Source organism: Streptomyces sp. NPDC039609 (assembly GCF_055596705.1).
Map to the genome: position 1 here is coordinate 445880 of NZ_JBVIUJ010000001.1, position 22565 is coordinate 468444.

The 22565-nt window shown below is 71.4% G+C and carries 18 protein-coding genes; 8 read left to right on the plus strand and 10 right to left on the minus strand.

The annotated features are described in order from the left end of the window. Positions 1–182: 182 nt before the first annotated feature. Together ACZ561_RS02010 and ACZ561_RS02015 are read right to left on the minus strand one after the other, a co-directional pair. Positions 183–416 carry a hypothetical protein gene (locus ACZ561_RS02010; RefSeq protein WP_470988426.1) on the minus strand — a complete coding sequence of 78 codons (234 nt, stop codon included), beginning with the start codon at positions 414–416 and terminating at the stop codon, positions 183–185. 162 nt (positions 417–578) lie between these two features. Next, a complete protein-coding gene (locus ACZ561_RS02015) occupies positions 579–1244 on the minus strand; it encodes a GntR family transcriptional regulator (RefSeq protein ID WP_470988428.1) in 666 nt (221 codons plus the stop codon). Positions 1245–1575: 331 nt separating this feature from the next. On the opposite strand from ACZ561_RS02015, the gene ACZ561_RS02020 reads away from it, so the two are divergent. Together ACZ561_RS02020 and ACZ561_RS02025 are read left to right on the plus strand one after the other, a co-directional pair. After that, on the plus strand, positions 1576–1779 hold the full coding sequence (locus tag ACZ561_RS02020) for a cold-shock protein (RefSeq protein WP_033201600.1): 204 nt from the start codon (positions 1576–1578) through the stop codon (positions 1777–1779). A gap of 138 nt (positions 1780–1917) precedes the next feature. Beyond that, a complete protein-coding gene (locus ACZ561_RS02025) occupies positions 1918–3354 on the plus strand; it encodes a DEAD/DEAH box helicase (RefSeq protein WP_470988429.1) in 1437 nt (478 codons plus the stop codon). Between the two features lie 51 nt (positions 3355–3405). On the opposite strand, the gene ACZ561_RS02030 is transcribed toward ACZ561_RS02025, so the two are convergent. Both ACZ561_RS02030 and ACZ561_RS02035 read right to left on the minus strand, forming a co-directional pair. Further along, the gene (locus ACZ561_RS02030; protein ID WP_470988431.1) at positions 3406–4047 is read right to left on the minus strand and encodes a hypothetical protein; all 642 of its coding nucleotides are present in this window, start codon (positions 4045–4047) and stop codon (positions 3406–3408) included. Continuing rightward, on the minus strand, positions 4044–5675 hold the full coding sequence (locus ACZ561_RS02035; protein WP_470988433.1) for a protein kinase domain-containing protein: 1632 nt from the start codon (positions 5673–5675) through the stop codon (positions 4044–4046). Before ACZ561_RS02035 ends, ACZ561_RS02030 begins: the two co-directional genes overlap by 4 nt. Before the next feature lie 298 nt (positions 5676–5973). Between ACZ561_RS02035 and ACZ561_RS02040 the strand changes: the two genes are divergently transcribed. Beyond that, positions 5974–8037, plus strand: coding sequence for a phosphocholine-specific phospholipase C (locus tag ACZ561_RS02040; RefSeq protein WP_470988435.1), 2064 nt, complete (start codon positions 5974–5976; stop codon positions 8035–8037). A gap of 42 nt (positions 8038–8079) precedes the next feature. Here the strand turns inward: ACZ561_RS02040 and ACZ561_RS02045 are convergent, their stop codons facing one another. After that, entirely contained in the window at positions 8080–8874 is a 795-nt protein-coding gene (locus ACZ561_RS02045; protein ID WP_470988438.1) for a DeoR/GlpR family DNA-binding transcription regulator, read from the minus strand. Positions 8875–9023: 149 nt separating this feature from the next. On the opposite strand from ACZ561_RS02045, the gene ACZ561_RS02050 reads away from it, so the two are divergent. Next, complete coding sequence (locus tag ACZ561_RS02050; RefSeq protein WP_470988441.1) at positions 9024–9989, plus strand: SIS domain-containing protein; 966 nt, start codon at positions 9024–9026, stop codon at positions 9987–9989. Next, entirely contained in the window at positions 9989–10843 is an 855-nt protein-coding gene (locus ACZ561_RS02055) for a class II fructose-bisphosphate aldolase (RefSeq protein ID WP_470988444.1), read from the plus strand. The genes ACZ561_RS02050 and ACZ561_RS02055 overlap by 1 nt, the downstream gene beginning before the upstream one ends. A gap of 5 nt (positions 10844–10848) precedes the next feature. Here the strand turns inward: ACZ561_RS02055 and ACZ561_RS02060 are convergent, their stop codons facing one another. The 5 genes from ACZ561_RS02060 to ACZ561_RS02080 form a co-directional block, all read right to left on the minus strand. Further along, a complete protein-coding gene (locus ACZ561_RS02060; protein ID WP_470988447.1) occupies positions 10849–12588 on the minus strand; it encodes a VanW family protein in 1740 nt (579 codons plus the stop codon). A gap of 187 nt (positions 12589–12775) precedes the next feature. Further along, positions 12776–14218 (minus strand): GH1 family beta-glucosidase, encoded by a 1443-nt coding sequence (locus ACZ561_RS02065; RefSeq protein ID WP_470988449.1) that lies wholly within the window; start codon positions 14216–14218, stop codon positions 12776–12778. Positions 14219–14327: 109 nt separating this feature from the next. Further along, positions 14328–15206 (minus strand): carbohydrate ABC transporter permease, encoded by an 879-nt coding sequence (locus tag ACZ561_RS02070; RefSeq protein ID WP_470988452.1) that lies wholly within the window; start codon positions 15204–15206, stop codon positions 14328–14330. Positions 15207–15210: 4 nt separating this feature from the next. Continuing rightward, positions 15211–16212, minus strand: a complete 1002-nt coding sequence (locus ACZ561_RS02075; protein WP_470988455.1) for a carbohydrate ABC transporter permease — start codon at positions 16210–16212, stop codon at positions 15211–15213. 108 nt (positions 16213–16320) lie between these two features. Next, positions 16321–17667: an ABC transporter substrate-binding protein gene (locus ACZ561_RS02080; protein ID WP_470988458.1), complete on the minus strand. Its 1347-nt coding sequence runs from the start codon at positions 17665–17667 to the stop codon at positions 16321–16323. Between the two features lie 202 nt (positions 17668–17869). Here ACZ561_RS02080 and ACZ561_RS02085 point away from each other — a divergent pair, with 202 nt between their 5' ends. The 3 genes from ACZ561_RS02085 to ACZ561_RS02095 all read left to right on the plus strand — a co-directional run bounded on the left by ACZ561_RS02085 (position 17870) and on the right by ACZ561_RS02095 (position 22465). Then, positions 17870–18898 carry a LacI family DNA-binding transcriptional regulator gene (locus tag ACZ561_RS02085; protein WP_470988461.1) on the plus strand — a complete coding sequence of 343 codons (1029 nt, stop codon included), beginning with the start codon at positions 17870–17872 and terminating at the stop codon, positions 18896–18898. Positions 18899–19153: 255 nt separating this feature from the next. Next, the gene (locus ACZ561_RS02090) at positions 19154–20200 is read left to right on the plus strand and encodes a phosphatase PAP2 family protein (protein ID WP_470988463.1); all 1047 of its coding nucleotides are present in this window, start codon (positions 19154–19156) and stop codon (positions 20198–20200) included. A gap of 45 nt (positions 20201–20245) precedes the next feature. After that, positions 20246–22465, plus strand: a complete 2220-nt coding sequence (locus ACZ561_RS02095; RefSeq protein ID WP_376431863.1) for an NADP-dependent isocitrate dehydrogenase — start codon at positions 20246–20248, stop codon at positions 22463–22465. Positions 22466–22565 lie beyond the last annotated feature (100 nt).

A 22565-nucleotide genomic window follows, 5' to 3' on the forward strand; every position in this document is an offset into this window, starting at 1 on the left:
GCGGCCTGGGACAGGGGCCATCGTGCGGGCGTCGGCCCGTACCTGACGGGCCGACGCGCGGGCGCATGGGCCGCGTGGCGTGGGCGCCGACGGGACTTGGGCCCGTCCATGTGCCACGGCGCGCGCCTGGGGCGCACGGGCCGTCGCGCTGTCCGACGGCACCCCGACGCGCGGCCGCCAGGTCAGACCGGGATGCCCGCCCGCACCACGCGGACCGGGCGCATGAGCGTGGTGATGTCGGACAGCGGGTCGGTGTCCACGAGGATCGCGTCGCCCGCGAAGCCGCCCACACGGTCGGAGGGGGCGGCCACCGCGGAACCGGCCGCGGCCACGGTGGCGGCGAGCGCGGCCGCACCGGCGAGGACGCCCCGACGGGTCAGCCTGCTGGGGGGTGGCGGCGTGGCTTCGACGCACATGGGAGCTCCTTGGGGAGTAGGAGAGGCGGCTCCCCGATTTTGTATACCAAACGCGAGAGGCGGGGCAAGGGAGATGCCCTGGTGATGCTGTCGTTCCTGGAGAACGGCAGAGTGTCGGGGATGCCGTGGACGGCCCACTCCCGCCTTGGTATACAAAGAACCTCAGGTGTCGCCGAAGAGCGACCGCAGGGCCACGGCCCTGCTGTCCCGTACGTGCAGCAGCGTGCTCGCCCCCGCCGCCTCGGCGTCGCCGGCCGCGATGTGCCGGAACATCTCGGAGTGCTGGGCCCTCATGTGGGCGGGCTCCGCGCGCAGGCCGAACAGCAGGCGCAGCTGCCAGCTCAGCTGCTCCATCGTGCGCGCGAGCAGCGGATTGCCCGACAGCTCCACGACGCCCTCGTGGAACGCGGTGTGCGCGGCCACCTCGCGCGTCCCCTCGTCCGCCGCGGCCGCCGACTCGGCCTGACGCAGCGTCGCCTCCAGGGTGGCGAGTCCTTCGGTGTGTCCCGCCGTCGCGGCCCGCGCCGCGAGGCGCGACGCCTGGACGGCCAGCGGTTCCCACACCTCGTACAGGTGCTCCACGTCGGCGCGCTCCAGGCGGCGTACGCGTACCCCGCTGTGCGGGAGCAGTTCGAGGAGCCCTTCGGCGACCAGCGCGCGCAGCGCCTCGCGCACCGGCACGCGCGACATGCCGAGCTCCTCGGCGACCTCGCGTTCGACGAGCCGGGCGCCCTGCGCGTACCGCCGGTCGACGATCCTCTGCAGCACGGCCTCGCGCGCTCGCGCGCTCAGCGAGGCCGTCGAGCCGGTCTTCCTGTCGTCCGCCACGTTCCCGGCCCTCCGTTCGGCGTGTCCCGGGCGAGGATACGTCCGGCGACCTGCGCGGCACCGGCTCTCCGGCCGGTCCGGGCCGACTGCTCGAGGATCTTGCCGCGAAGACAAGATGGAATGGGCAATTCCGTGCGCAGATGACCACGCCGTGCTACAGTCGAGATCAGTTGCAGTTGTGGTTCCCATAGACTTCAAGTGCCTTAGGCGATGATGAATCGTCGGGCACTTTTTGTATTTTCGGTGCTGTTTCCGGACGGGGAAATCATCGCGGCGACGCCGGGATTCGCACAGTGCGGATTCCCGGGTAATGCCCCGAAGGAGATATGGCATGGCTACTGGCACCGTGAAGTGGTTCAACTCGGAAAAGGGTTTCGGCTTCATCGAGCAGGAGGGTGGCGGCCCGGACGTGTTCGCCCACTACTCCAACATCGCGACCTCCGGCTTCCGTGAGCTGCAGGAGGGCCAGAAGGTGACCTTCGACGTCACGCAGGGCCAGAAGGGCCCGCAGGCGGAGAACATCCTCCCCGCCTGACGTCCTCAGCGTCTTGACGCAGCTGGGACCCTCACCCGAGTGGTGAGGGTCCCGGCTCGTTGCGTTTCTCGGCCGTTTCCCGTCATCCCGGCCATTTCCCGGCACGCAGGTGCCCACCCAGGTTCCACAAAGGTTTCCATGAGCAGTTCAGCCCGCCCGGACCACACCCGTCGTACCTCCACGTCCAAGGACGAATTCGCGCAGCCGGTCAGCCACACCCCGGCCCTTTCCGCCGTCGCGTCCTTCGACGAGCTCGGCCTGCCCGCCGAGGTACGGGAGCTGCTCACCGCGCACGGCGTCGACACGCCCTTCCCGATCCAGGCCGCCACCCTGCCGAACGCCCTCGCCGGGCGCGACGTCCTGGGGCGGGGCCGCACCGGATCCGGCAAGACGCTCGCCTTCGGGCTTCCGCTGCTCGTCCGCACCGCCGGCCGTAGGGCCGAGGCGCGCAAGCCACGGGCGCTCGTCCTTGTCCCCACCCGCGAGCTGGCCCAGCAGGTCACCGACGAGCTCACGCCGTACGCACGGGCGCTGAAGCTGCGGATGGCCACGGTGGTCGGCGGCATGTCGATCGGGCGGCAGGCGACCGCGCTGCGCGACGGCGCCGAGGTCGTCGTCGCGACCCCCGGTCGCCTCATGGATCTCGTCGAGCGCAAGGACGCCCGCCTGGACCGGGTGGACATCACCGTCCTCGACGAGGCCGACCAGATGGCCGACATGGGCTTCATGGACCAGGTCACCGCACTGCTCGACCTCGTACGCCCCGACGGCCAGCGGATGTTGTTCTCCGCCACCCTCGACAAGAACGTCGACCTCCTGGTCGAGCGCTACCTCCACGACGCGGTGGTCCACTCGGTCGACCCCTCGTCCGCGGCCGTCGGCACCATGGAGCACCACGTCCTCCAGGTGCACGGTGCCGACAAGTACGCCACCGCCACCGAGATCGCCGCCCGCGACGGGCGCGTGATCATGTTCCTGGCCACCAAGGCCTCGGTCGACCGCTTCACCGCGCACCTGCTGGGAAGCGGCGTACGGGCCGCCGCCCTGCACGGCGACAAGTCCCAGCCGCTGCGCACCCGCACCCTGGAGCGGTTCCGGAACGGCGACGTCACGGTCCTCGTGGCCACCAACGTCGCCGCGCGCGGCATCCACGTCGACGACCTCGACCTGGTCGTCAACGTCGATCCGCCGGCCGACCACAAGGACTACCTGCACCGTGGCGGGCGCACCGCGCGGGCCGGGGAGTCGGGCAGCGTGGTCACGCTGGTCATGCCCGACCAGCGGCGGGACGTGGTCCGCCTCATGGCCGACGCGGGGCTCCGCCCCCAGGTCACCCAGGTCCGTTCCGGCGAGGCCGAACTCAGCCGGATCACCGGCGCAAAGGCTCCCTCCGGCGTCCCCGTCGCCGGCAGCGCGCCGAGCAGCGAAGGCCCCAAGCGCGGCGGCAAGCCCTTCCGCGGCATGGGAACCGTCCCCGGCAAGCCGGGCCGCGCCAAGAACGAGTCCCGGCGGTCGGCCGAGGACCGCAAGATGGCCGAGGCCCGCAAGGCCGCCCGCGTTCGCCGCGGGCGCTGACGCCTCAGCCGCCCCGGGGTTCGTCGAACCCGGCCTCGGTCGTACCCGGGCTCAGCCGCACCGGTACGTGAAGCGGGTCTCCGCGGTGTGCCCCGGGGAGGGCGAGACGATCACCAGCCTGGCCGTCGCCCGGTGCTCGCCCCGGCCGCGGAACGTCCACAGCAGATGCAGGCGCGCCTCGGTCTGATGCCGGGCGAGCCGCTCTCGCAGCAGCCCGGACGTGGTGCCGTCGCTGCGCTCCCAGCGATACGTCACGGTGCCCGGCCGCCCGTCGGTCTCCACCACCGCCACGACGTCCGCCGTACCGTCGCAGCCGAGCGGCTGCGCGGGCGCGGCGACCGCCACCCCGCGTACGGACACGGTCGGCCCGAGCCGCTGCCACGCCAGGAACGCCAGCACGGCCAGCAGCACGACACCCGCCAGGGCGTACCGCCCCAGCCCCCGACGGCGGGGGCGCGGGGGAGCTCCGCCGGGGTCCTGCCCGGGCAGCGTGCCGTGCCAGATCTGCGCCGTCGTGGGACCGTCGACGGCCCGTCGACGGACGGCCGCGGTCACGCCGGGGCCGAATCGCAGGACCTCGCCCTCGACGCGGTCGGGCTGTACGTCGTCCGCCGGTCGTTCGAACCACTGGCTGCCGAGCACGGTGGCGCTGTACTCGTCCGAGTCGTACGGGCGGTGTCGTGGATCGCTCATGAGACCGTGCACCCCCGGGTCAGGACCTGCTGCGTGGAACCGCCGTTCGCGGCCGAGGGGTCCGTCGCCGCCCGCACACCCCAGTAACAGCCCTTGCCCTGGAAGGCGTGGGTCAGCGTGAACGTGTAGCGCGTAGCTCCGCTGCGCCGAAGGCTCTCGGAGCCGTCGGCGGTGCCCGGCTCTCCCTTGGCGTCGCTCGTGAACCAGCCGACGAGGACGGTCACCGGGCCGGTCCCGTCGGTGACGACCTCGAAGGTCGCCTCGGCGGTGCCCGTGCCGGTCTGCCGCAGGCCGGTGACGGACACCGACTTCACGCCGACCGGCCGTGTGCTCGTGGGCGGACTGGTCACCGGATCCGTGGGGGGAGCGGTCGTGGTCGGAGCGGCCGTCGTCGGAGTCGCCGTCGGAGTCTCGGTCGGCGACGGTGACTCCGACGGCGGGGGAGTGGTGGAAGGAGTCGATCCGGTGGACGCCGAGGGTGCGGCTTCCGGAGGCGTCGTTCCCGGAGACGTCGTCCCCGAGGGCTCGGCCGTCGGGGACACCGAGCCCGTCGGCAGCGCGCTCGTGGTGGCGAAGGCCTCGGCCGTCGTACGGCCCGCACCCTCGTCCCCGGCGCGCGCGGCGACGGCGGCCAGCAGGGCCAGGATCAGCGCCCCCACGCCGGCCGGAAGCACCTTCGGCCACAGCCGCGTCCCACGACCCCCGCTCGGCGGCAGGGTGGTCGTGTGGAGGGCGGTCGTGCCCGAGGCCTGCCCGCCGCCGTTCGAGGGGAGGAGCAGAGGGATGAGGGCCGCGAGCGCGGCGAGTCTGCGCTGACCGCGCTCCTCCCAGTCCGGCCCGTAGGCGGCCGTGGCGACCGTCTCCAACTCGGTCACGAACGCCGCCGCGTTCGCCGGCCGCTGCTCCGGAGCCTTGGCGAGACCGCGCCGGATCAAAGGACGCAACGGTTCCGGCGCGTCCGCGTCGGGGACCGGGGCGTCGAGGTGCTGGAGCGCCAGTTCGGCGATGTTCTGGCCGGTGAACGGCTTGTGTCCGGTGAGGCATTCGTAGAAGGTCGCGGTCGCCGCGTACACATCGGCGGCGGGGGAGGCGGGCTCGCCGTTCCACTGCTCGGGAGCCATGTACGCGGGGGTGCCGGCGACGCCGGGCCTGCTGCCGCGGTCCGTCGCGATGCCGAAGTCGACGAGCTTGGACGAGCCGTCGGCGGCGACCAGGACGTTCTCGGGCTTGTAGTCGCGGTGCACGACCCCCGCCCGGTGCGCGGCGGCAAGACCCAGGAGCGAGCCCTTGAGCACGACCAGCGCGGCCTCGGGGCCGGTGGCGCCCTCCCGGGCCAGCAGCGCGCGCAGCGCGAGCCCGTCGACCAGTTCCATGACGATGGCCGCGCCGCGCGGGGCCTCCACGTACTCGTACAGACCCACGACGTACGGCGAGTCGAGGCCGCCGAGCAGGCGCGCCTCGGCCCGGAAGCCCCGGATGAACGCGGCGTCGCTCCGCAGGCGTTCGCCGAGGTACTTCACGGCCACCGGCACACCGGTCGCATCATGGACGGCGAGGACCACCCGCCCGCTGGCGCCCGAACCCAGTTCCCGGTACTCCGTGTACCCGGGGACCACCCATGCGTCCATTCCGCCCCCCTTCCTCCTTCATTGGGGACAGATTCCGGCCACGGCCGGTTCCCGGGAAGGGCGCACGGGCGGCGCATGGACTTCTCGTACGACCCCATGGACTCTTCGACGACCGCGCTCGGCCGTGCGACCGCGGACTCTACGGTGATTCCGGCCGTGGGGACGCCCGTCCGGTTCCGCGTTCATGTCCTGTACCGCGCCCCCACGTGTCGACGACACGTCCCCGTCCCCTCACCCACTGATCTTGGGCTCGCTCGGACCACCGTCCCCCCGGAATCCATCAGAGGTGCTCAGACCCATGACGGAACTCAATCGGCGCCGCTTTCTCCAGATAGCCGGTGCCACCGCCGGCTTCTCCGCCCTCGGCAGCAGCATCGCCCGGGCCGCCGCCATTCCCGCCGCCCGCGCGTCCGGGACCCTCGCCGACGTCGAGCACATCGTCGTGCTGATGCAGGAGAACCGCTCCTTCGACCACTACTTCGGCGCGCTGAACGGCGTCCGTGGCTTCGGCGACCCCCGCCCGATCACGCTGCCCAGTGGCAAGTCGGTCTGGCACCAGCAGGACGGCACCAAGACCGTGCTGCCGTACCACCCGACGGCCGACGACCTCGGGATGCAGTTCATCGCCGGGCTCAACCACGACTGGGCGGGCGGCCACCGGGCGTTCAACAACGGCAAGTACGACCAGTGGATCCCCGCCAAGTCCGCGGGCACCATGGCGTACCTGAACCGCAACGACATCCCGTTCCACTACGCGCTCGCCGACGCGTTCACCGTCTGCGACGCCTACCACTGCTCGTTCATCGGGGCCACCGACCCCAACCGCTACTACATGTGGACCGGTCACACCGGCAACGACCGCACCGGCGGCGGCCCCGTTCTCGGCAACGAAGAGGCCGGATACAGCTGGAAGACGTACCCCGAGCGGCTCGAGCAGGCCGGGATCTCCTGGAAGATCTACCAGGACATCGGCGACGGTCTGGACGCCGCCGGCCACTGGGGCTGGATCAACGACGCCTACCGCGGCAACTACGGCGACAACTCGCTGCTCTACTTCAACCAGTACCGCACCGCCCAGCCGGGCAACCCGCTGTACGACAAGGCCCGCACCGGCACCGACGTCAAGAACGGGGGTGGCTTCTTCGACATCCTGCGCGCCGACGTGGCCGCGAACCGGCTCCCGAAGATCTCCTGGATCGCCGCCCCCGAGGCCTTCACCGAACACCCCAACTTCCCCTCGAACTACGGCGCCTGGTACATCTCGCAGGTCCTCGACGCGCTCACCTCCAACCCGGAGGTGTGGAGCAGGACCGCGCTGTTCATCACCTACGACGAGAACGACGGCTACTTCGACCACGTCGTCCCGCCCTACCCGCCGGCCTCCGCCGCCCAGGGTCGCTCCACCGTCGACACCTCCCTCGACTGGTTCACCGGCAACGCCGGATACGCCGCAGGCGCCTACGGCCTGGGGCAGCGCGTGCCGATGCTCGTCGTCTCGCCCTGGAGCAAGGGCGGTTACGTCTGCTCCGAGGTCTTCGACCACACCTCGATCATCCGGTTCATGGAGCGCCGCTTCGGGGTCCAGGAGCCGCAGATCTCGCCCTGGCGGCGGGCCCTCTGCGGCGACCTCACCTCGGCCTTCGACTTCGCGCTCGAGGACACCGCGCCGGCCGCGCTGCCCGACACCTCGGCCTACGAGCCGCCGGACAAGGAGCGGCACCCCAGCTACGTACCGAAGCCGCCCACCAAGCCGGTGCTGCCCGTCCAGGAAGCAGGGGCACGCCCGACCAGGCCACTGCCGTACGAGCTGTACGTCGACGGCTTGGCCACCCCGTCCACCGGTCGCTACACCCTCACCTTCGGTGCGGGCGCCAAGGCGGGGGCCCACTTCTACATCACCGCGCCGAACCGCACCGACGGTCCGTGGACGTACACCACGGGGGCGGGAGCGAGCCTGCCGGACACCTGGAACACGGCGTACTCGGCGGGGACGTACGACCTCACCGCCACCGGGCCGCAGGGCTTCCTGCGCCGCTTCCGGGGACCCGGCACGAAGGCCGGGCCCGAGGTGACGGCCCGTCATGACGGCGTCGGTGGCAACCTGGTGCTGACGATGAAGAACCCGGGCGCTGCGGGCGTCACCCTCACCGTCACCAGCGCCCCGGCCTACGGCGGCCGGTCGCGGACCTTCGACGTGGCCCAGGGCGCCACCGTGACCCACACCGTGGACCTGAGCGGCAGCGGGCGCTGGTACGACCTGTCGGTCGTCTCCAGCGGTGACAGCACCTTCCTGCGACGCTTCGCGGGCCATGTGGAGACCGGTGCTCCCGGCGTCAGCGACCCCGGCATCGTCACGGGCTAGCACAGGAGACGGGCGGTGCGGTGGGTCGGACGGCGGGGCGGGTCAGACGGTGACGACCCGCACGCCGGCGTCCGTCAACTCCCGCACCGCGTCCGCCGGGATCGCCGCGTCCGTCACCAGGACGTCCACGCGGTCGACCCCGCAGATCCTGGCGAAGGCCCGTCGGCCCAGCTTCGAGGAGTCGGCAGCCACGACGACCCGGCTCGCCCGCTCGGCGAAGAGCCGGCTGATCCCCGCCTCGTCCTCGTGATGGGCCATGAGCCCGAGCCGCGGGTCGATGCCGTCGACACCGAGGACGACGACGTCGAGCACGACCTCGTCCAGCACTCCCGCGGCCAGCGGGCCGACCAGTTCGTACGTCTGCGAGCGGGCCACGCCCCCGGACACCACGATCTTGATCTGTGGGCGGACGGCGAGCTCGCCCGCGATGTTGAGCGCGTTGGTGACCACGGTCAGGGCCGGCGTTCCGGTCGTCTCCCGCGCGCCACCGCCCGCGAAGCGCAGGGCAAGGGAGCGGGCCACCTCGGTCGTCGTCGTCCCGCCGTTGAGACCCACGACCTCGCCCTCGTGGACGAGCTCGGCCACCGCCGCGGCGATCCGCTGCTTCTCCGGGGCGTGCCGGGAGGACTTGTAGCGCAGCGGCAGCTCGTACGACACCCCTTGCGGCACCGCCCCGCCGCGAGTACGGACAAGGAGCCGCTGTTCGGCGAGCTCGTCCAGGTCCCGGCGGATCGTGGCCGGGGAGACGTCGAGCGTCGCCGCGGCGTCCTCGACCTCCAGCCTGCCGGTGGCGGCGAGGAGTTCGAGGAGCGTGTTCCACCGCTCGTGCTTCGACATGATCGCGATTTTAGCCCGAACGGCCGTGGGATCCCTGGACCCAAGGCTTCAACTGATGGATACTGCGCACAGAACAGGTGCTCGAAGTTGCTTGAAAGTATGGTGATACGAGCAAGAATGAGCATCACTCGCCAGTGAAGGAGCCGCACGTGCCCACCTCGGGACTCTCCCCCTCCCGCACCGCCGTCGAAATCGCGTCCCAGCCCGCGTCCTGGCGCAAGGCCGCCGAGACCCTGCCCCAGCACCGTGCCGCCCTCCCGGTGCGCGGCGAACGCGTCGCGGTGGTCGGCTGCGGCACCTCCTGGTTCATCGCGCAGGCCTACGCCCAGCTCCGCGAGGACGGCGGTCACGGCGAGACCGACGCCTTCGCCGCCTCCGAGTTCCCCCTCGGGCGCCGCTACGACCGGATCCTGGCGATCACCCGCTCCGGCACCACGACCGAGGTCCTCGACCTGCTGAACCGCGTCAAGGGCAGCGTCGCCACCGGAGCCCTGACCGCGGACCCGGAGACCCCCGTCATGACGGCCGCCGACGCCGTGGCCGTCCTCGACTTCGCCGACGAGGAGTCGGTGGTCCAGACCCGGTTCGCCACCACCGCCCTCGCCCTGCTCCGCGCCCACCTCGAGGCCGAGGACGCCCTGCCGGCCGGGGTCCGGACGGTGGAACGGGCGGCCAAGGACGCCGAGCGGGCCGTCGCCGAACCTCTCGCCGCCGAGATCACCGGTGCCGAGCAGTACACCTTCCTCGGCACCGGCTGGACCTACGGCCTCGCCCTCGAGGCGGGACTGAAGATGCGCGAGGCCGCCGGCGCCTGGACCGAGGCGTACCCCGCTATGGAGTACCGCCACGGCCCCATCAGCATCACCGCGCCGGGCCGGGTGGCCTGGTCCTTCGGTCCCGTCCCCACCGGACTCGCCGACGACGTCGCCCGCGTGGGCGGCACCCTCGTCGCCGAGTCGGGCGACGCCGACGACCACCTCGACCCGATGGCCGACCTCGTCCGCGCGCAGCGACTCGCCGTCCTGCTCGCCGAGGTGCAGGGCCAGGACCCGGACCGGCCCCGCAATCTCACCCGGTCCGTCGTCCTGACCTCCGGTGGGACGGAGCGGTCCTGATGCCACTGACCACCACCGGCGAGATCGTCCTCGGAGCGCGCGAGCGGAACGCCGGCGCCGGCGCGTTCAACGTGATCCAGATCGAGCACGCGCAGGCCATCGTGGCCGGGGCCGAGGCGGCGGGACTCCCCGTCATCCTCCAGCTCAGCGAGAACACGGCGCGCTACCACGGCTCGCTGGAACCCATCGGCCTCGCCACCCTCGCCATCGCCCGCCGGGCCGCCGTCCCGGTCGCCGTCCATCTCGACCACGCCGAATCGCCCGAGCTCGTGCGCGAGGCCGTCGCCCTCGGCTTCGGCTCCGTCATGTTCGACGCATCCACTCTCCCGTACGAGGAGAACGTGGCCGCCACCCGCGAGATGACGGAGTACTGCCACCGCCACGACGTCTGGGTGGAGGCCGAACTGGGCGAGGTGGGCGGCAAGGACGGCGCCCACGCCCCCGGGGTGCGCACCGACCCGGACGAGGCACGGGCGTTCGTCGCCGCCACCGCCGTCGACGCCCTCGCCGTCGCCGTCGGCAGCTCCCACGCGATGCTCACCCGGGACGCCGTCCTCGACTTTGCACTCGTCTCCCGGCTGCGCGAGGCCGTGGGCGTACCCCTCGTGCTGCACGGCTCGTCCGGGGTCGGCGATGTGGACCTCAGCTGGGCGATCAGCGCCGGCATGACGAAGGTGAACGTCTCCACCCATCTGAACAAGGCCTTCACCCTGGCGGTCCGGACCCACCTGGGCGAGAACGGTACGACCGTCGACCCGCGGCGCTACCTCGGCCCCGCGCGCACCGCCGTCGCCGAGGCGGTCACCCACCTGCTCCATGTGCTCACGGCGGAGGCGCCACTCGTGCGGACCTGATCACGTCATTCGCAGGTGACGCGGTCGCGCGGCGTGTAGTGGGTCCGGAAGGTCTCCCGGCCCACCTCCGCCCCGTCGTCGCGGAAGACCCGGTCCACGGTGATGTCGAAGCCCTCCAGCGGGGGCTGCGGCTCGCACTTGGGACCGGTGCCCTTCCGCTCGGCGGGCTCCGTGAGGTTGGTGCGGGGACCCTCCACGGCCTCCACCGCGTCGTACTTCTTCGTGCCGAGGAAGGTGATGGTCACCGAGGAGTCCGTGGCCTTCGCCTGGATGTAGATCCACGCGTCGGAGTTGTTGCGGAACTTCAGGTCCAGCGTGCCCCAGGCCACGGTCGCCTCCCGGCCCGGCGGGTACCGCTCGATGTAGAAGGAGTGCGCCCCGTACTCGACCGGCTTGACCCCGGCGAAGAAGATCGCGTTGAAGACCGTGGTGGCGACGGCGGAGACACCGCCGCCGGGCGCCGAGTGGTACTGCCCGTCCAGGATCATCGTGCCGTCGACGAAGCCGTTCTCCTTGGTGCGCTCTCCGACGGTCCTGTTGAAGCTCCAGACCTCGCCCGGCTTCACCAACGAGCCGTTGATGAGCTCGACCGCCCGGCCGATGTTGGTCGTCCGATAGGGCGCGGTGGGGAAGTTGACCGTGAAGGTCGACATCTGTTCCCTGATCCCCATCTCCGCCACCGACTTCCGGGTGAGGACCGGCTGGATCAGCTGGGTGGCCACCGGTCCGGTCCGCGCGGCCTCGCCCTTCTTCGGCAGCAACGGCATCACCGCGTCGCCCAGGGCCTTCGCTGTCACCTCATGGCCGGCGCGGCCGTCGGACAGCACCACCACCCGGCCGTTCTCCACGCCCAGCGTCGCCTCGACCGGCCCGGTGGCGATGGCTTCGAGTCGGCCCGCGACCGCCGGGTCGCGGATCAGCGCCTGGGAGTTCAGCGTGGGGACGAGCCGGCCCTTGTCGTCCGCCTTCACCGTCAGATGGGCGCCGAGCGTCGTCGGCGTGATCCGCAGGCTCTCGCCGTCGACGGTGAGAGTGACGGGCCCCGACATCGCGGGGGTCCCGAACTCGTTCAGGAACCGCACCGTCTCCGTCTCGTCCACCTTGGGCGGGGACACGGCGGTCGGCAGCGTCACAGGATTCTCCGTCGCCGGCTCGGGATAGTTGTCGCGCAGAGTGTCGACGGCACCGTCGACGTCCAGCTTCTGGCCGTCGCGGGCCTGGACGGTGACGGCTTGGCCCTCCTTGAAGGAGACGGACCCCTCCACGGTCGCGCGGTCGTAGGTCCGAGCCGTCTCGGCCATCGCCGTACGGGCCTTGGTCTCGTCGAAGGCGACGACGGGTTCGATGTCCCGCTCCTGGCTGGAGAACAGCCGTCCGATGACGGTCACCGGGTCGCGGGAGGGGTCGGCGGCCTTTTCGACGGTCTTCTCGACGTCGACGCTCAGGCCCGCCGCGGCCGGTTCGACGGTGCCGGTGCTCTGACCGATCCGTACGGGTACCGGGGCGGTCCAGGACGCCGGTGGGGAGGACGTCAGCTTCGCGCGTGCCTCTTCGCGGCTCATGCCGCCGATGTCCACGCCGTCGACCCGGGTGCCCTCGGATATCTCGTCGCCGGTGGCGACGAGTCCCGCGGCGTACAGTCCACCCGCGGCGACCAGGACCGCTCCGACCGCCGTCACCGCGATGCGTATGCGCCGGTGGCGGCGGGACGGAGCGGCCGCGTCGTCGTGCGTGGAGCCGCGCACACAGCCTCCCGGTGCCGTCGGGTACCCGAGATCCACCGGCGACGTTACGCCGAGAGGGTGTCGTACGCATGTCGTACCCCTCTGACCAGCAGGTATGTCGTGCCCTCGGCCCCGACAGGGGAGCAGGCGCATTTCTCCTGGTCCTGGCAGCAACGCGCCCACCCGACCCCGCCCCACTCCGCCCGACTCAGTCCTCCGTCGGGTCCGCGAGCTCGTTCGACCGCGCCACGCGTGCGTACCAGTGCGCGCTCGACTTGGGGGTGCGAGCGAGTGACGTGTAGTCGACGTGGACGGCGCCGAACCGCTTCGCGTAGCCGTACGCCCACTCGAAGTTGTCCATGAGCGACCAGAGGAAGTAGCCGCGGACGTCGGCACCGTCGGCGATCGCCCGGTGCACGGCCGCCAGATGGCCATGCACATAGGCGATCCGGTCGGGGTCGTGGACCGTGCCGTCGGCCCCGACCTCGTCCTCGTAGGCGGCGCCGTTCTCGGTGATGAGCAGGGGCAGGTCCGGATAGCGCGCGGAGACCCGGGTCAGCAGGTCGTACAGCCCGCTCGGGTCCACCGCCCAGCCCATCGCCGTGCGTTCGCCCGGTGCCCGGTGGAAGGCGATGTCGTCGCCGCCCGGCCAGGGCGAGTGGTCGCTCGCCCCGTGGCCGTCGTCCTGCGGCTTCTCCGCCCCCTCGGCGACCGCCGACACGACAGTCGGTGTGTAGTAGTTGATGCCGAGAGAGTCCAGCGGCTGTCGGATCGTGGCCGTGTCGCCGTCCTGTACGAAGCCCCAGTCGGTGAGGGACGCGGTGTCGGCGAACAGGTCCTCGGGGTACGCGCCGTCGAGCAGCGGGCCCAGGAAGACCCGGTTGCCGACCGCGTCGATCCGGCGGGCCGCCTCCCGGTCCTCGGCCGAGGGCGTGAGAGGCCGGATCTCGTGCAGATTGAGGCTGATGGAGAGCCGGGCCCGGCCGGGCAGCGCCGCGTGCAGGGCCTGGGCGGCGAGACCGTGGGCCAGGTTGAGGTGGTGGGCGGCGCGCAGGGCGGCGACCGGGTCGGTGCGGCCGGGGGCGTGGACCCCGGAGCCGTAGCCGAGGAAGGCGGTGCACCAGGGCTCGTTGAGCGTCGTCCAGCGCGTGACCCGGTCGCCGAGCGCCTCGCCGACGAGCGCCGCGTACGTGCCGAACCGCTCGGCGGTGGCCCGCTCGGGCCAGCCGCCGGCCGACTCGAGGTCCTGTGGCAGGTCCCAGTGGTAGAGGGTGACGACCGGCTCGATGCCGGCGCCGAGCAGCTCGTCGACGAGGCGGCGGTAGAAGTCCAGGCCCTTCTGGACGGCCGGGCCGCGGCCGGTCGGCTGGACCCGCGGCCATGCCACCGAGAAGCGGTAGGCGCTCAGGCCCAGGTCCGCCATCATCCGTACGTCGTCACGGAAGCGGTGGTAGTGGTCGACCGCCACGTCGCCGGTGTGGCCCTCGAAGACCTTGCCGGGGGTGCGCGAGAAGGTGTCCCAGATCGACGGGGTACGGCCGTCCTCGGCCGCGGCGCCCTCGATCTGGTACGCGGCGGTGGCGGTGCCCCACAGGAATCCGGCCGGAAACCGGCGGGTCGTGGTGCGAGGTCGGGGATCTGTCGCGGTCATGCGGAAGTGCTCCCGAGTGAGAGGAGTGTACGTACGGAAGGAGGACCGGAGAGGGACGGCGCCCCGGTCGGGGACGGAGACGGGGTGAACCCGTCACGGAGCACGCCGGTCAGCTCTTGACGGCGCCCGAGGTGATGCCGCCGACGATGTGCTTGCCGAGCACGGCGAAGACCAGCAGCAGCGGCAGGGTGGATATCAGCGCGCCGGTCAGAACGACCGCCTGGTCGACGGTGTGATTGCCCGCGCCGAGGCCGGCCAGGGCGACCTGCAGGGTCGGGTTCCCGTCCGGGGTCAGCGCGATGAACGGCCAGAAGAAGTCGTTCCACGCCTGGACGAAGACCAGCATCCCGAGCACCGCCATCGCGGGCCGGGCCACCGGAAAGACCACGTGCCAGATGATCCGCAGGCTGTGGGCGCCGTCCATGCGGGCCGCCTCGACCAGCTCCACCGGGAGCGCCTCGATCAGATACTGCCGCATGAAGAACACGCCGAACGCGGCGACCAGGGACGGCAGGACGACCGACTGGAGCTGGTCGACCCAGCCCAGGTCGGTGATGATCCGGTACAGCGGGATCACGCTCAGCTGCGGCGGGATCGTCATCGTCGCCACCACGAGGGCGAGCATGGCGTTGCGGCCCCGGAAGGGCAGCTTGGCGAAGGCGAAGCCGGCGAGCGTGGAGAAGAGGACCGTGGACACCGCGACGAGGCCGGCGACGACGGTGGTGTTGATCAGCGCCTCACCCATGTCGACCTGGTTCCAGGCGAAGGTGAGGTTGTCGAAGAGCCGGGGGCCGGGCAGCAGCGGTGCCGGAGCCTCGACCACGCGCTCGCCCGAATGGGAGGCGGCGACGAGGTTCCAGTACAGCGGGAAGAGCGAGACCAGGGCGGCCAGTCCCAGCAGGACGTAGGTCAGCGGGCCGGCGTGGTGCTGGCGGCCTGCGGCCGGGCGCCCGAAGAGGCGCTTCCCGTCGAGGGTGGTGTGCGTCATGAGGTCAGGCCCCCAGTTTCGTGCGGTTCGCCCGGGCGAAGAGCATCCGGACCGCCCCGATCAGCATCAGGAGCAGGAGCATCACCCAGGCGATGGCGGATGCCTGTCCCAGAGCGCCGGTCACCCAGCCCTTCTCGTACATCAGCAGGCTCAGCGTCTGGTACTGGTTGCCGCTGCCGCCGCTCACGCCGAGACTGCCGCCGAAGATCATCGGCTCGCCGAAGAGCTGTGTGGCGCCGATGGTGGACACGATGATCGTGAACAGGATCGTCGGGCGGATCGACGGGATGGTGACGCTGATGAACTGCCGCCAGCGGGAGGCCCCGTCGAGCGCCGCCGCCTCGTAGAGATCCTGGGGCACCGCCTGCATCGCGGCGAGGTAGATCAGCGCGTTGTATCCGGTCCAGCGCCAGATCACGATCGTCGAAATGGCGATCTGGGAGGGCCACTTGGAGGACTCCCAGTCCACCGGGTCGAAGCCGACCCAGCCGAGCACCGTGTTGATCAGACCGTAGTCGGTGTTGAAGAGCTGGGCGAAGACGAGCGTCGCCGCCGCGATCGAGGTGGCGTACGGGGCGAGCACCGCGACGCGGAAGAAACCGCGGCCGCGCAGCTTGTAGTTGAGCAGATGCGCCAGGCCCAGGGCCATGAGCAGCTGGGGGACGGTCGAAATGACCCCGATGGTGAAGGTGTTGGCGAGCGCGTTCCAGAAGAACTCGCTGTCCGCCAGGTTGGCGTAGTTGTCCAGCCCCTTCCACTCCGCGTCGCCGCCGAGCTCGACCCGGTGGAGCGAGAGCCAGCCCGTGTAGAGCAGCGGGAAGAGCCCGAAGGCCGCGAAGGTGAGGAAGAAGGGGGAGACGAAGGCGTACGGGCTGAGCCGCAGGTCCCACCGGTAGAACCGGCTGCGCCAACCGCTGGGAGGCGGAGGGGCGCTTCGGTGGGTGGGGGAGGAGGGCGGGGCGGGCGGCGGGGTGCCGTCGGCCGCGGCCCGGAGGGAGGTGGCCACGAGGGGCGTCCCTTCGGTGTCGGTGCGCGTGCGGTGCGTTCGGAGGAAGGAGGCCGGAGGGCCGGACGGCCGCCCGACGGGGGAGCGCCGGGCGGCTCGTGGGCGCCGCTACTGCTCGATCTTGTCCTCGATGAGCTTCTTGACGTTGTCCCACGCCTTCGCGGGATCGGTGCCGCGCTGCTCGATGTCGAGGATGCCGTTGTCGGTGATGAAGGTCTTCACCTGGCCGTCCCAACGGCTGATCGGGGCGGGCGTGATGCCGGCCGCGGCCTCGGAGTAGATCTTCCCGACCGGGGCCTCACCGAAGTACGGCAGCTTGGCGTCCTGCACCACCGCGGAGGTCAGGGTGTGCTTGGTCGAGGGAATGTTGCCGTTCACGCCGAAGACCTTGGCGTGCTGCGCCGGCGCGGTCAGCCAGGCGGCCAGCTCGGCGGCTTCCTTGGCGTGCTTGCCCGACTTGGGGACGCCGAGGAACGCGCCGCCCCAGTTGCCCGCCACGGGCGGTGCGGCGATGTCCCACTTGCCCTGGTTGGCCGCGCCCGCCTGGTCCTTGATGATGCCCGTCATCCAGCTCGGGCAGGCGACGGTCGCGAACTTGGAGTTCTTGAAGGCGGCGTTCCAGGTGCCCTTCTCGTCGAACTGGCGGAGCTTGGCGGTGATCCCGCCCTGCGCCGCCGCGACGGCGGTCTCCCACGCCTTCTTCACCCCGGGGCTGTTCTCGTAGTCCAACTCGCCCTTGGTGTCGGCGTACTGCACCGGCTCGCTGGAGATGACCGCGTTGAACAGACCGCTCGCGGAGTCGTGGAAGGACGTTCCCGCGGGGGCGTTCTTCTGGTAGTTCTTCCCTGTCTCCAGGAACTTGGCCCAGTCGCCCTGCCACAGTGCGCCGACCGCAGCTCGGTCGGTCGGCAGCTTCGCCTTGGCGAACAGGTCCTTGTTGTAGCAGATGGCCATCGGGCCGATGTCGGTACCGAGGGCGATGACCTTGCCGTCGGAGGTGGTGGCCTGATTGACCTTCCAGTCGAGGAAGGCGTCGAGGTCGGCCCCGCCGCTCTTGCTCAGATCGACCCACTTGTCGGCCATGGCGGGGCCGGTGGCCTCCGCGATGTAGCCGACTTCGAGGGCCTGGATGTCGGCGAGACCGCTGTTGCGGGAGAGGCGCAGCTTGAGGGTGTCCCAGTACTTCTGGCCGTCGGCGACATTGGACTCGACGATCTTGATGTTCGGGTGCGCCTTCTCGTACTCGGCGTAGAGCTTGGCGCCGGTCTTGTCGTCGTAGCCGAAGGAGCCGAAGGTGCCGATGCGCAGGGTGATCTTCCCGTCGCCGCCGGCTTCGTCGGAACCGCTGCCGCCGCAACCGGTGATCAGGGCGGCGCACGCCGTGAGGCCCGCGACCGCGGCCATGGTGGTGCGCCGGCGCCCCTCTCTGGTGCGTCTGGTGCTGGAAGTGCGCATACGACTCTCCTCGTCCGGGTGGTGCGATGCGTGGGCTGTGGGGCCACACGTGGGAGCGCTCCCACTGCGTCTCGCCGGAAGACTGCTGGCTGGCTCGCACGGGTGTCAAGAGGTGGACCGGGATCCGTTACGTGGACTGTGGGAGCGCTCCCACTCTTGATAGGGTCACGGGTAACGCAGGGGACACGAGGGGAGACGGCAGATGGTGGTGAGCGGGCGCCAGACCGGCAGGCCCACCCTGGAGGAGGTCGCGGCCAGGGCGGGCGTCGGCCGCGGCACGGTCTCCAGGGTGATCAACGGCTCCCCGCGGGTGAGCGAACACGCCAAGGCCGCCGTCGACCGGGCCGTCGCCGAACTCGGCTACGTACCCAATCGCGCGGCGCGGGCGCTGGCCGGCAGCCGCACCGACGCCGTGGCGCTGGTGATCCCCGAGACCGAGGCCAGGCTCTTCGCCGAGCCGTACTTCCTCGACATCATCCGCGGAGTCAGCGCCGAACTCGCCGATGCCGACAAGCAGTTGCTGCTCACGCTCATCCGCAGCGACAAGGAGCGCCAGCGCTTCGAGCAGTACCTCGCCGCCCAGCGGGTGGACGGCGTGCTGCTGGTGTCGGTCCACGCCGACGACCCGCTGCCCGACCAGGTGCGGGCGCTCGGGCTGCCGGCCGTGCTGAACGGTCGCCGTGCCGAGGCCGAGCCGGTGGCGTACGTCGACTCCGACAACGTCGGCGCCGGGCGCTCGGCCGTCGCCCATCTCGCCGGCCGGGGCCGCCGCCGCATCGCGACCATCACGGGTCCGCTCGACATGTACGTGGCCCGCTGCCGCCTCGACGGCTACCACCGGGGACTCGCGGAGGCCGGGCTCGCCCCCGACGAATCCCTCGTGGCCACCGGCGACTTCACCGAGGACGGCGGACGGCGGGCCATGCACGAGCTGCTGGAGCGCAGCCCCGACCTCGACGCCGTCTTCGCCGCCTCCGACGTCATGGCGGCGGGCGCCCGCGCCGTCCTGCGCGCGTCGGGGCGCCGGGTCCCGCAGGACGTGGCCCTGGTCGGCGTCGACGACTCGCCGGTGGCCCGCCACATGGACCCGCCTCTGACGAGCGTGCGTCAGCCGATCGAGGAGATGGGGCGCACCATGGCCAGGCTGCTGCTCGAGGAGATCGCGGGGGCGTCGGAGGAGCGCCACCACCGCGTCCTGCCGACGGAACTGGTCGTCCGCGACTCTTCCTGACGTCCCGGGCCCGCTCTTCTGCGCCTCCTGCTGATCGCATCCGCCCAGCGGCCCCGCCAGGATTCGCCGACCCGCCGACCCGCCGACCCGCCGACCCGCCGACCCGCCAGGACCCGCCGACCCGCCGACCCGCCGACCCGCCAGGACCCGCCGAGCCGACGACCCGCCGAGCCGACGGCCCCGGAAAGACCGTTCGGCGATTCGTTCGGGTGCGCACAACGGGCGCCCCGGACCGCGCCGGGTTCGAATCGGAGCATGGCACCCTACGACAGGCTCCGCGCCGACCGCAGAACGCAGTCGCTGGAGACCGGCACCTGGTGGTACGCCAACATCGCCGGTGAAGCGGCCGACTCCTTCAGTGCCCGAATACGCAAGAGGATGCAGCGCTCCTGCCTCGCCGCGGTCCTGCTGCTCGCGGTCGTCTACGCCGGCCTCGTGCTGACCGCCACCGGCCAGCGCTGGGAGAACGCCGTGCTCACCGGCCGGCTCACCGACGAGACCCTGGCCGCCGCCCACGAGGCGAACCGCACCCTGCAGCACATCACGGTGTACTCCCTCGCCGTCGCCATGCTCGTGCTGACCGTCATCGGGGTGCTGCGGCGACGGCACGCCCTCACGCTCGCGGCACTGGGCACCGTCGGCGTCTCCCTCTTCCTCGCCGAGATGCTCAAGGGCTATGTCCTCGCCCGCCCGGATCTGGTCCACGCGCCCGCCCACCTGACCCACAACAGCTTTCCCAGCGGACACACCACGGTCGCGATGAGCGTGATGTTCGGCCTGGCCCTCGTCGTCCCGTACCGGGTCCGCGGCCTCGCGGTGGGCCTCTGCGCCCTGTGGGCGACGGCCGTGGGCGCGTACACGGTGGCCGCCGGATGGCACCGGCCCAGCGACACGATCGGGGCCGACCTGCTCGTTCTCGCCGTGGCGTGCGGACTCGTGGCCCTCCTCGCCCGCCGCGGCAAGGTGGGCCCCGCGCGCTCGCGCCGCTTCCCGCTGCGCACCGTCTTCGTGATCGTTCCCCTGGGCATCGCCGCCGTCGGTGGGCTCGGCGCCGGCCTGGTCCTCCTCGTCGACTCCATGTTCCTCATGGAGCCCACCGATCCGAACGTGTCCCACGTCGCCTACCAGGCCGGACAGGGCCTCGCCGTCGGTGCGAGCGCCGCGGCCACGCTGGTGCTGCTGGCCCTGCTGCGCCACGTCGACCTGGACGCCGTCCCCACTCCGTACCGGCTCACCGGCACCATCGTTCCCACAGAGGAGGCAGGGCCCTTTCCCACCGAGGCGGATCACGAGATATCTTGATGTCGAGCAATCTCGCAGACGCAGACGTGGAGCGGAGCACACCCGGTGACTGACTCGACCATCATCTACACCCACACTGACGAGGCGCCCGCCCTGGCGACGTACTCGTTCCTGCCCGTGATCCAGGCCTACGCCTCGACTGCCGGGGTCAATGTCGAGACCCGTGACATCTCCCTGGCGGGACGCATCATCTCCGGCTTCCCCGAGCGTCTCGACGAGGGTCAGCGCATCGACGACGCGCTCGCCGAGCTCGGCGCGCTGGCCAAGACGCCCGGCGCGAACATCATCAAGCTGCCGAACGTCTCGGCGTCCATCCCGCAGCTGAAGGCCGCGATCGCCGAGCTCCAGGCGCAGGGCTACGCCCTCCCGGACTACCCGGACGACCCGCAGACCGACGAGGACAAGGACGTCCGCGCCCGCTACGACAAGGTCAAGGGCAGCGCCGTCAACCCGGTCCTGCGTGAGGGCAACTCCGACCGCCGCGCCCCGGGCTCGGTCAAGAACTACGCCAAGACGCACCCGCACCGCATGGGCGCCTGGTCCTCGGACTCGAAGACCAACGTCGCCACCATGGGGCAGAACGACTTCCGCTCCACCGAGAAGTCCGCGACCGTCTCCGAGGCCGGCACGCTGCGCATCGAGCACGTCGCCGCCGACGGCACCACCACCGTCCTGCGCGAGTCGGTCCCCGTGCTCGCCGGTGAGGTCGTCGACGCCTCCGTCATGCACGTCGCCGCCCTGCGCACCTTCCTCGGCGAGCAGATCGCCCGCGCCAAGGCCGAGGACGTCCTGTTCTCCGTGCACCTCAAGGCCACGATGATGAAGGTCTCCGACCCGATCGTCTTCGGCCACGTGGTCCGCGCCTTCTTCCCGAAGACGTTCGCCGCCCACGGTGCGGCGCTCGCCGCCGCCGGCCTCTCCCCGAACGACGGCCTCGGTGGCATCCTCAACGGCCTGGCCGCCCTCCCGAACGGTGCCGAGATCAAGGCGTCCTTCGACGCCGAGCTCGCCGAGGGCCCGGCCCTCGCCATGGTCGACTCCGACAAGGGCATCACCAACCTGCACGTGCCGTCCGACGTCATCGTCGACGCCTCGATGCCGGCCATGATCCGCACGTCCGGCCACATGTGGGGCCCGGACGGCCAGGAGGCCGACACCCTCGCCGTCCTCCCGGACAGCAGCTACTCCGGCGTGTACCAGGCCGTCATCGACGACTGCCGCGCCCACGGCGCCTTCGACCCGTCGACCATGGGCTCCGTACCCAACGTCGGTCTGATGGCGCAGAAGGCCGAGGAGTACGGCTCCCACGACAAGACCTTCGAGATCGCCGCGGCCGGCACCGTCCGCCTCGTCGACGCCGCGGGCAACGTCGTCCTGGAGCAGGAGGTCGCCGAGGGCGACATCTTCCGCGCCTGCCAGACCAAGGACCTGCCCATCCAGGACTGGGTCAAGCTCGCCGTGACCCGCGCCCGCGCCACCGGCGCCCCGGCCGTCTTCTGGCTGGACGAGACCCGCGCGCACGACGCCCAGCTGATCGCCAAGGTCAAGCAGTACCTGCCCGAGCACGACACCGAGGGTCTGGAGATCAAGATCCTCGCCCCGGTCGACGCCACCACGTTCTCCCTGGAGCGCATCCGCCGCGGCGAGGACACCATCTCGGTCACCGGCAACGTGCTGCGTGACTACCTGACCGACCTCTTCCCGATCCTGGAGCTGGGCACCAGCGCCAAGATGCTCTCGGTCGTCCCGCTGATGGCCGGCGGCGGCCTGTTCGAGACGGGCGCCGGCGGCTCCGCCCCGAAGCACGTCCAGCAGCTCGTCAAGGAGAACTACCTCCGCTGGGACTCCCTCGGCGAGTTCTTCGCCCTGGCCGCCAGCTTCGAGCACCTGGCGACCACCACGAGCAACGCCCGCGCCCAGGTCCTCGCCGACACCCTCGACCGCGCCACCGGCACCTTCCTCAACGAGGACAAGTCGCCGACCCGTCGCGTCGGTGGTATCGACAACCGCGGCAGCCACTTCTACCTGGCCCTCTACTGGGCCCAGGAACTGGCCAAGCAGACCGACGACGCGCAGCTCGCGGAGGCCTTCGCCGGCCTCGCCAAGACCCTGACCGAGCAGGAGGAGACCATCGTCTCCGAGCTCAACGCGGTCCAGGGCTCCCCGGCCGAGATCGGCGGCTACTACCAGCCCGACCCGGCCAAGGCCGCGGCCGTGATGCGTCCGTCCGCCACCTTCAACGAGGCCATCGCGTCCCTCGCCTGATCCCGGCGCGACAGCTGTTCCGCCCCGGCCGGAGTTCCTCCGGCCGGGGCGGTCCTGTCAGTGGCGGAAGGCCCTGCGGACGGGGTGGTCCCGTCGGTGG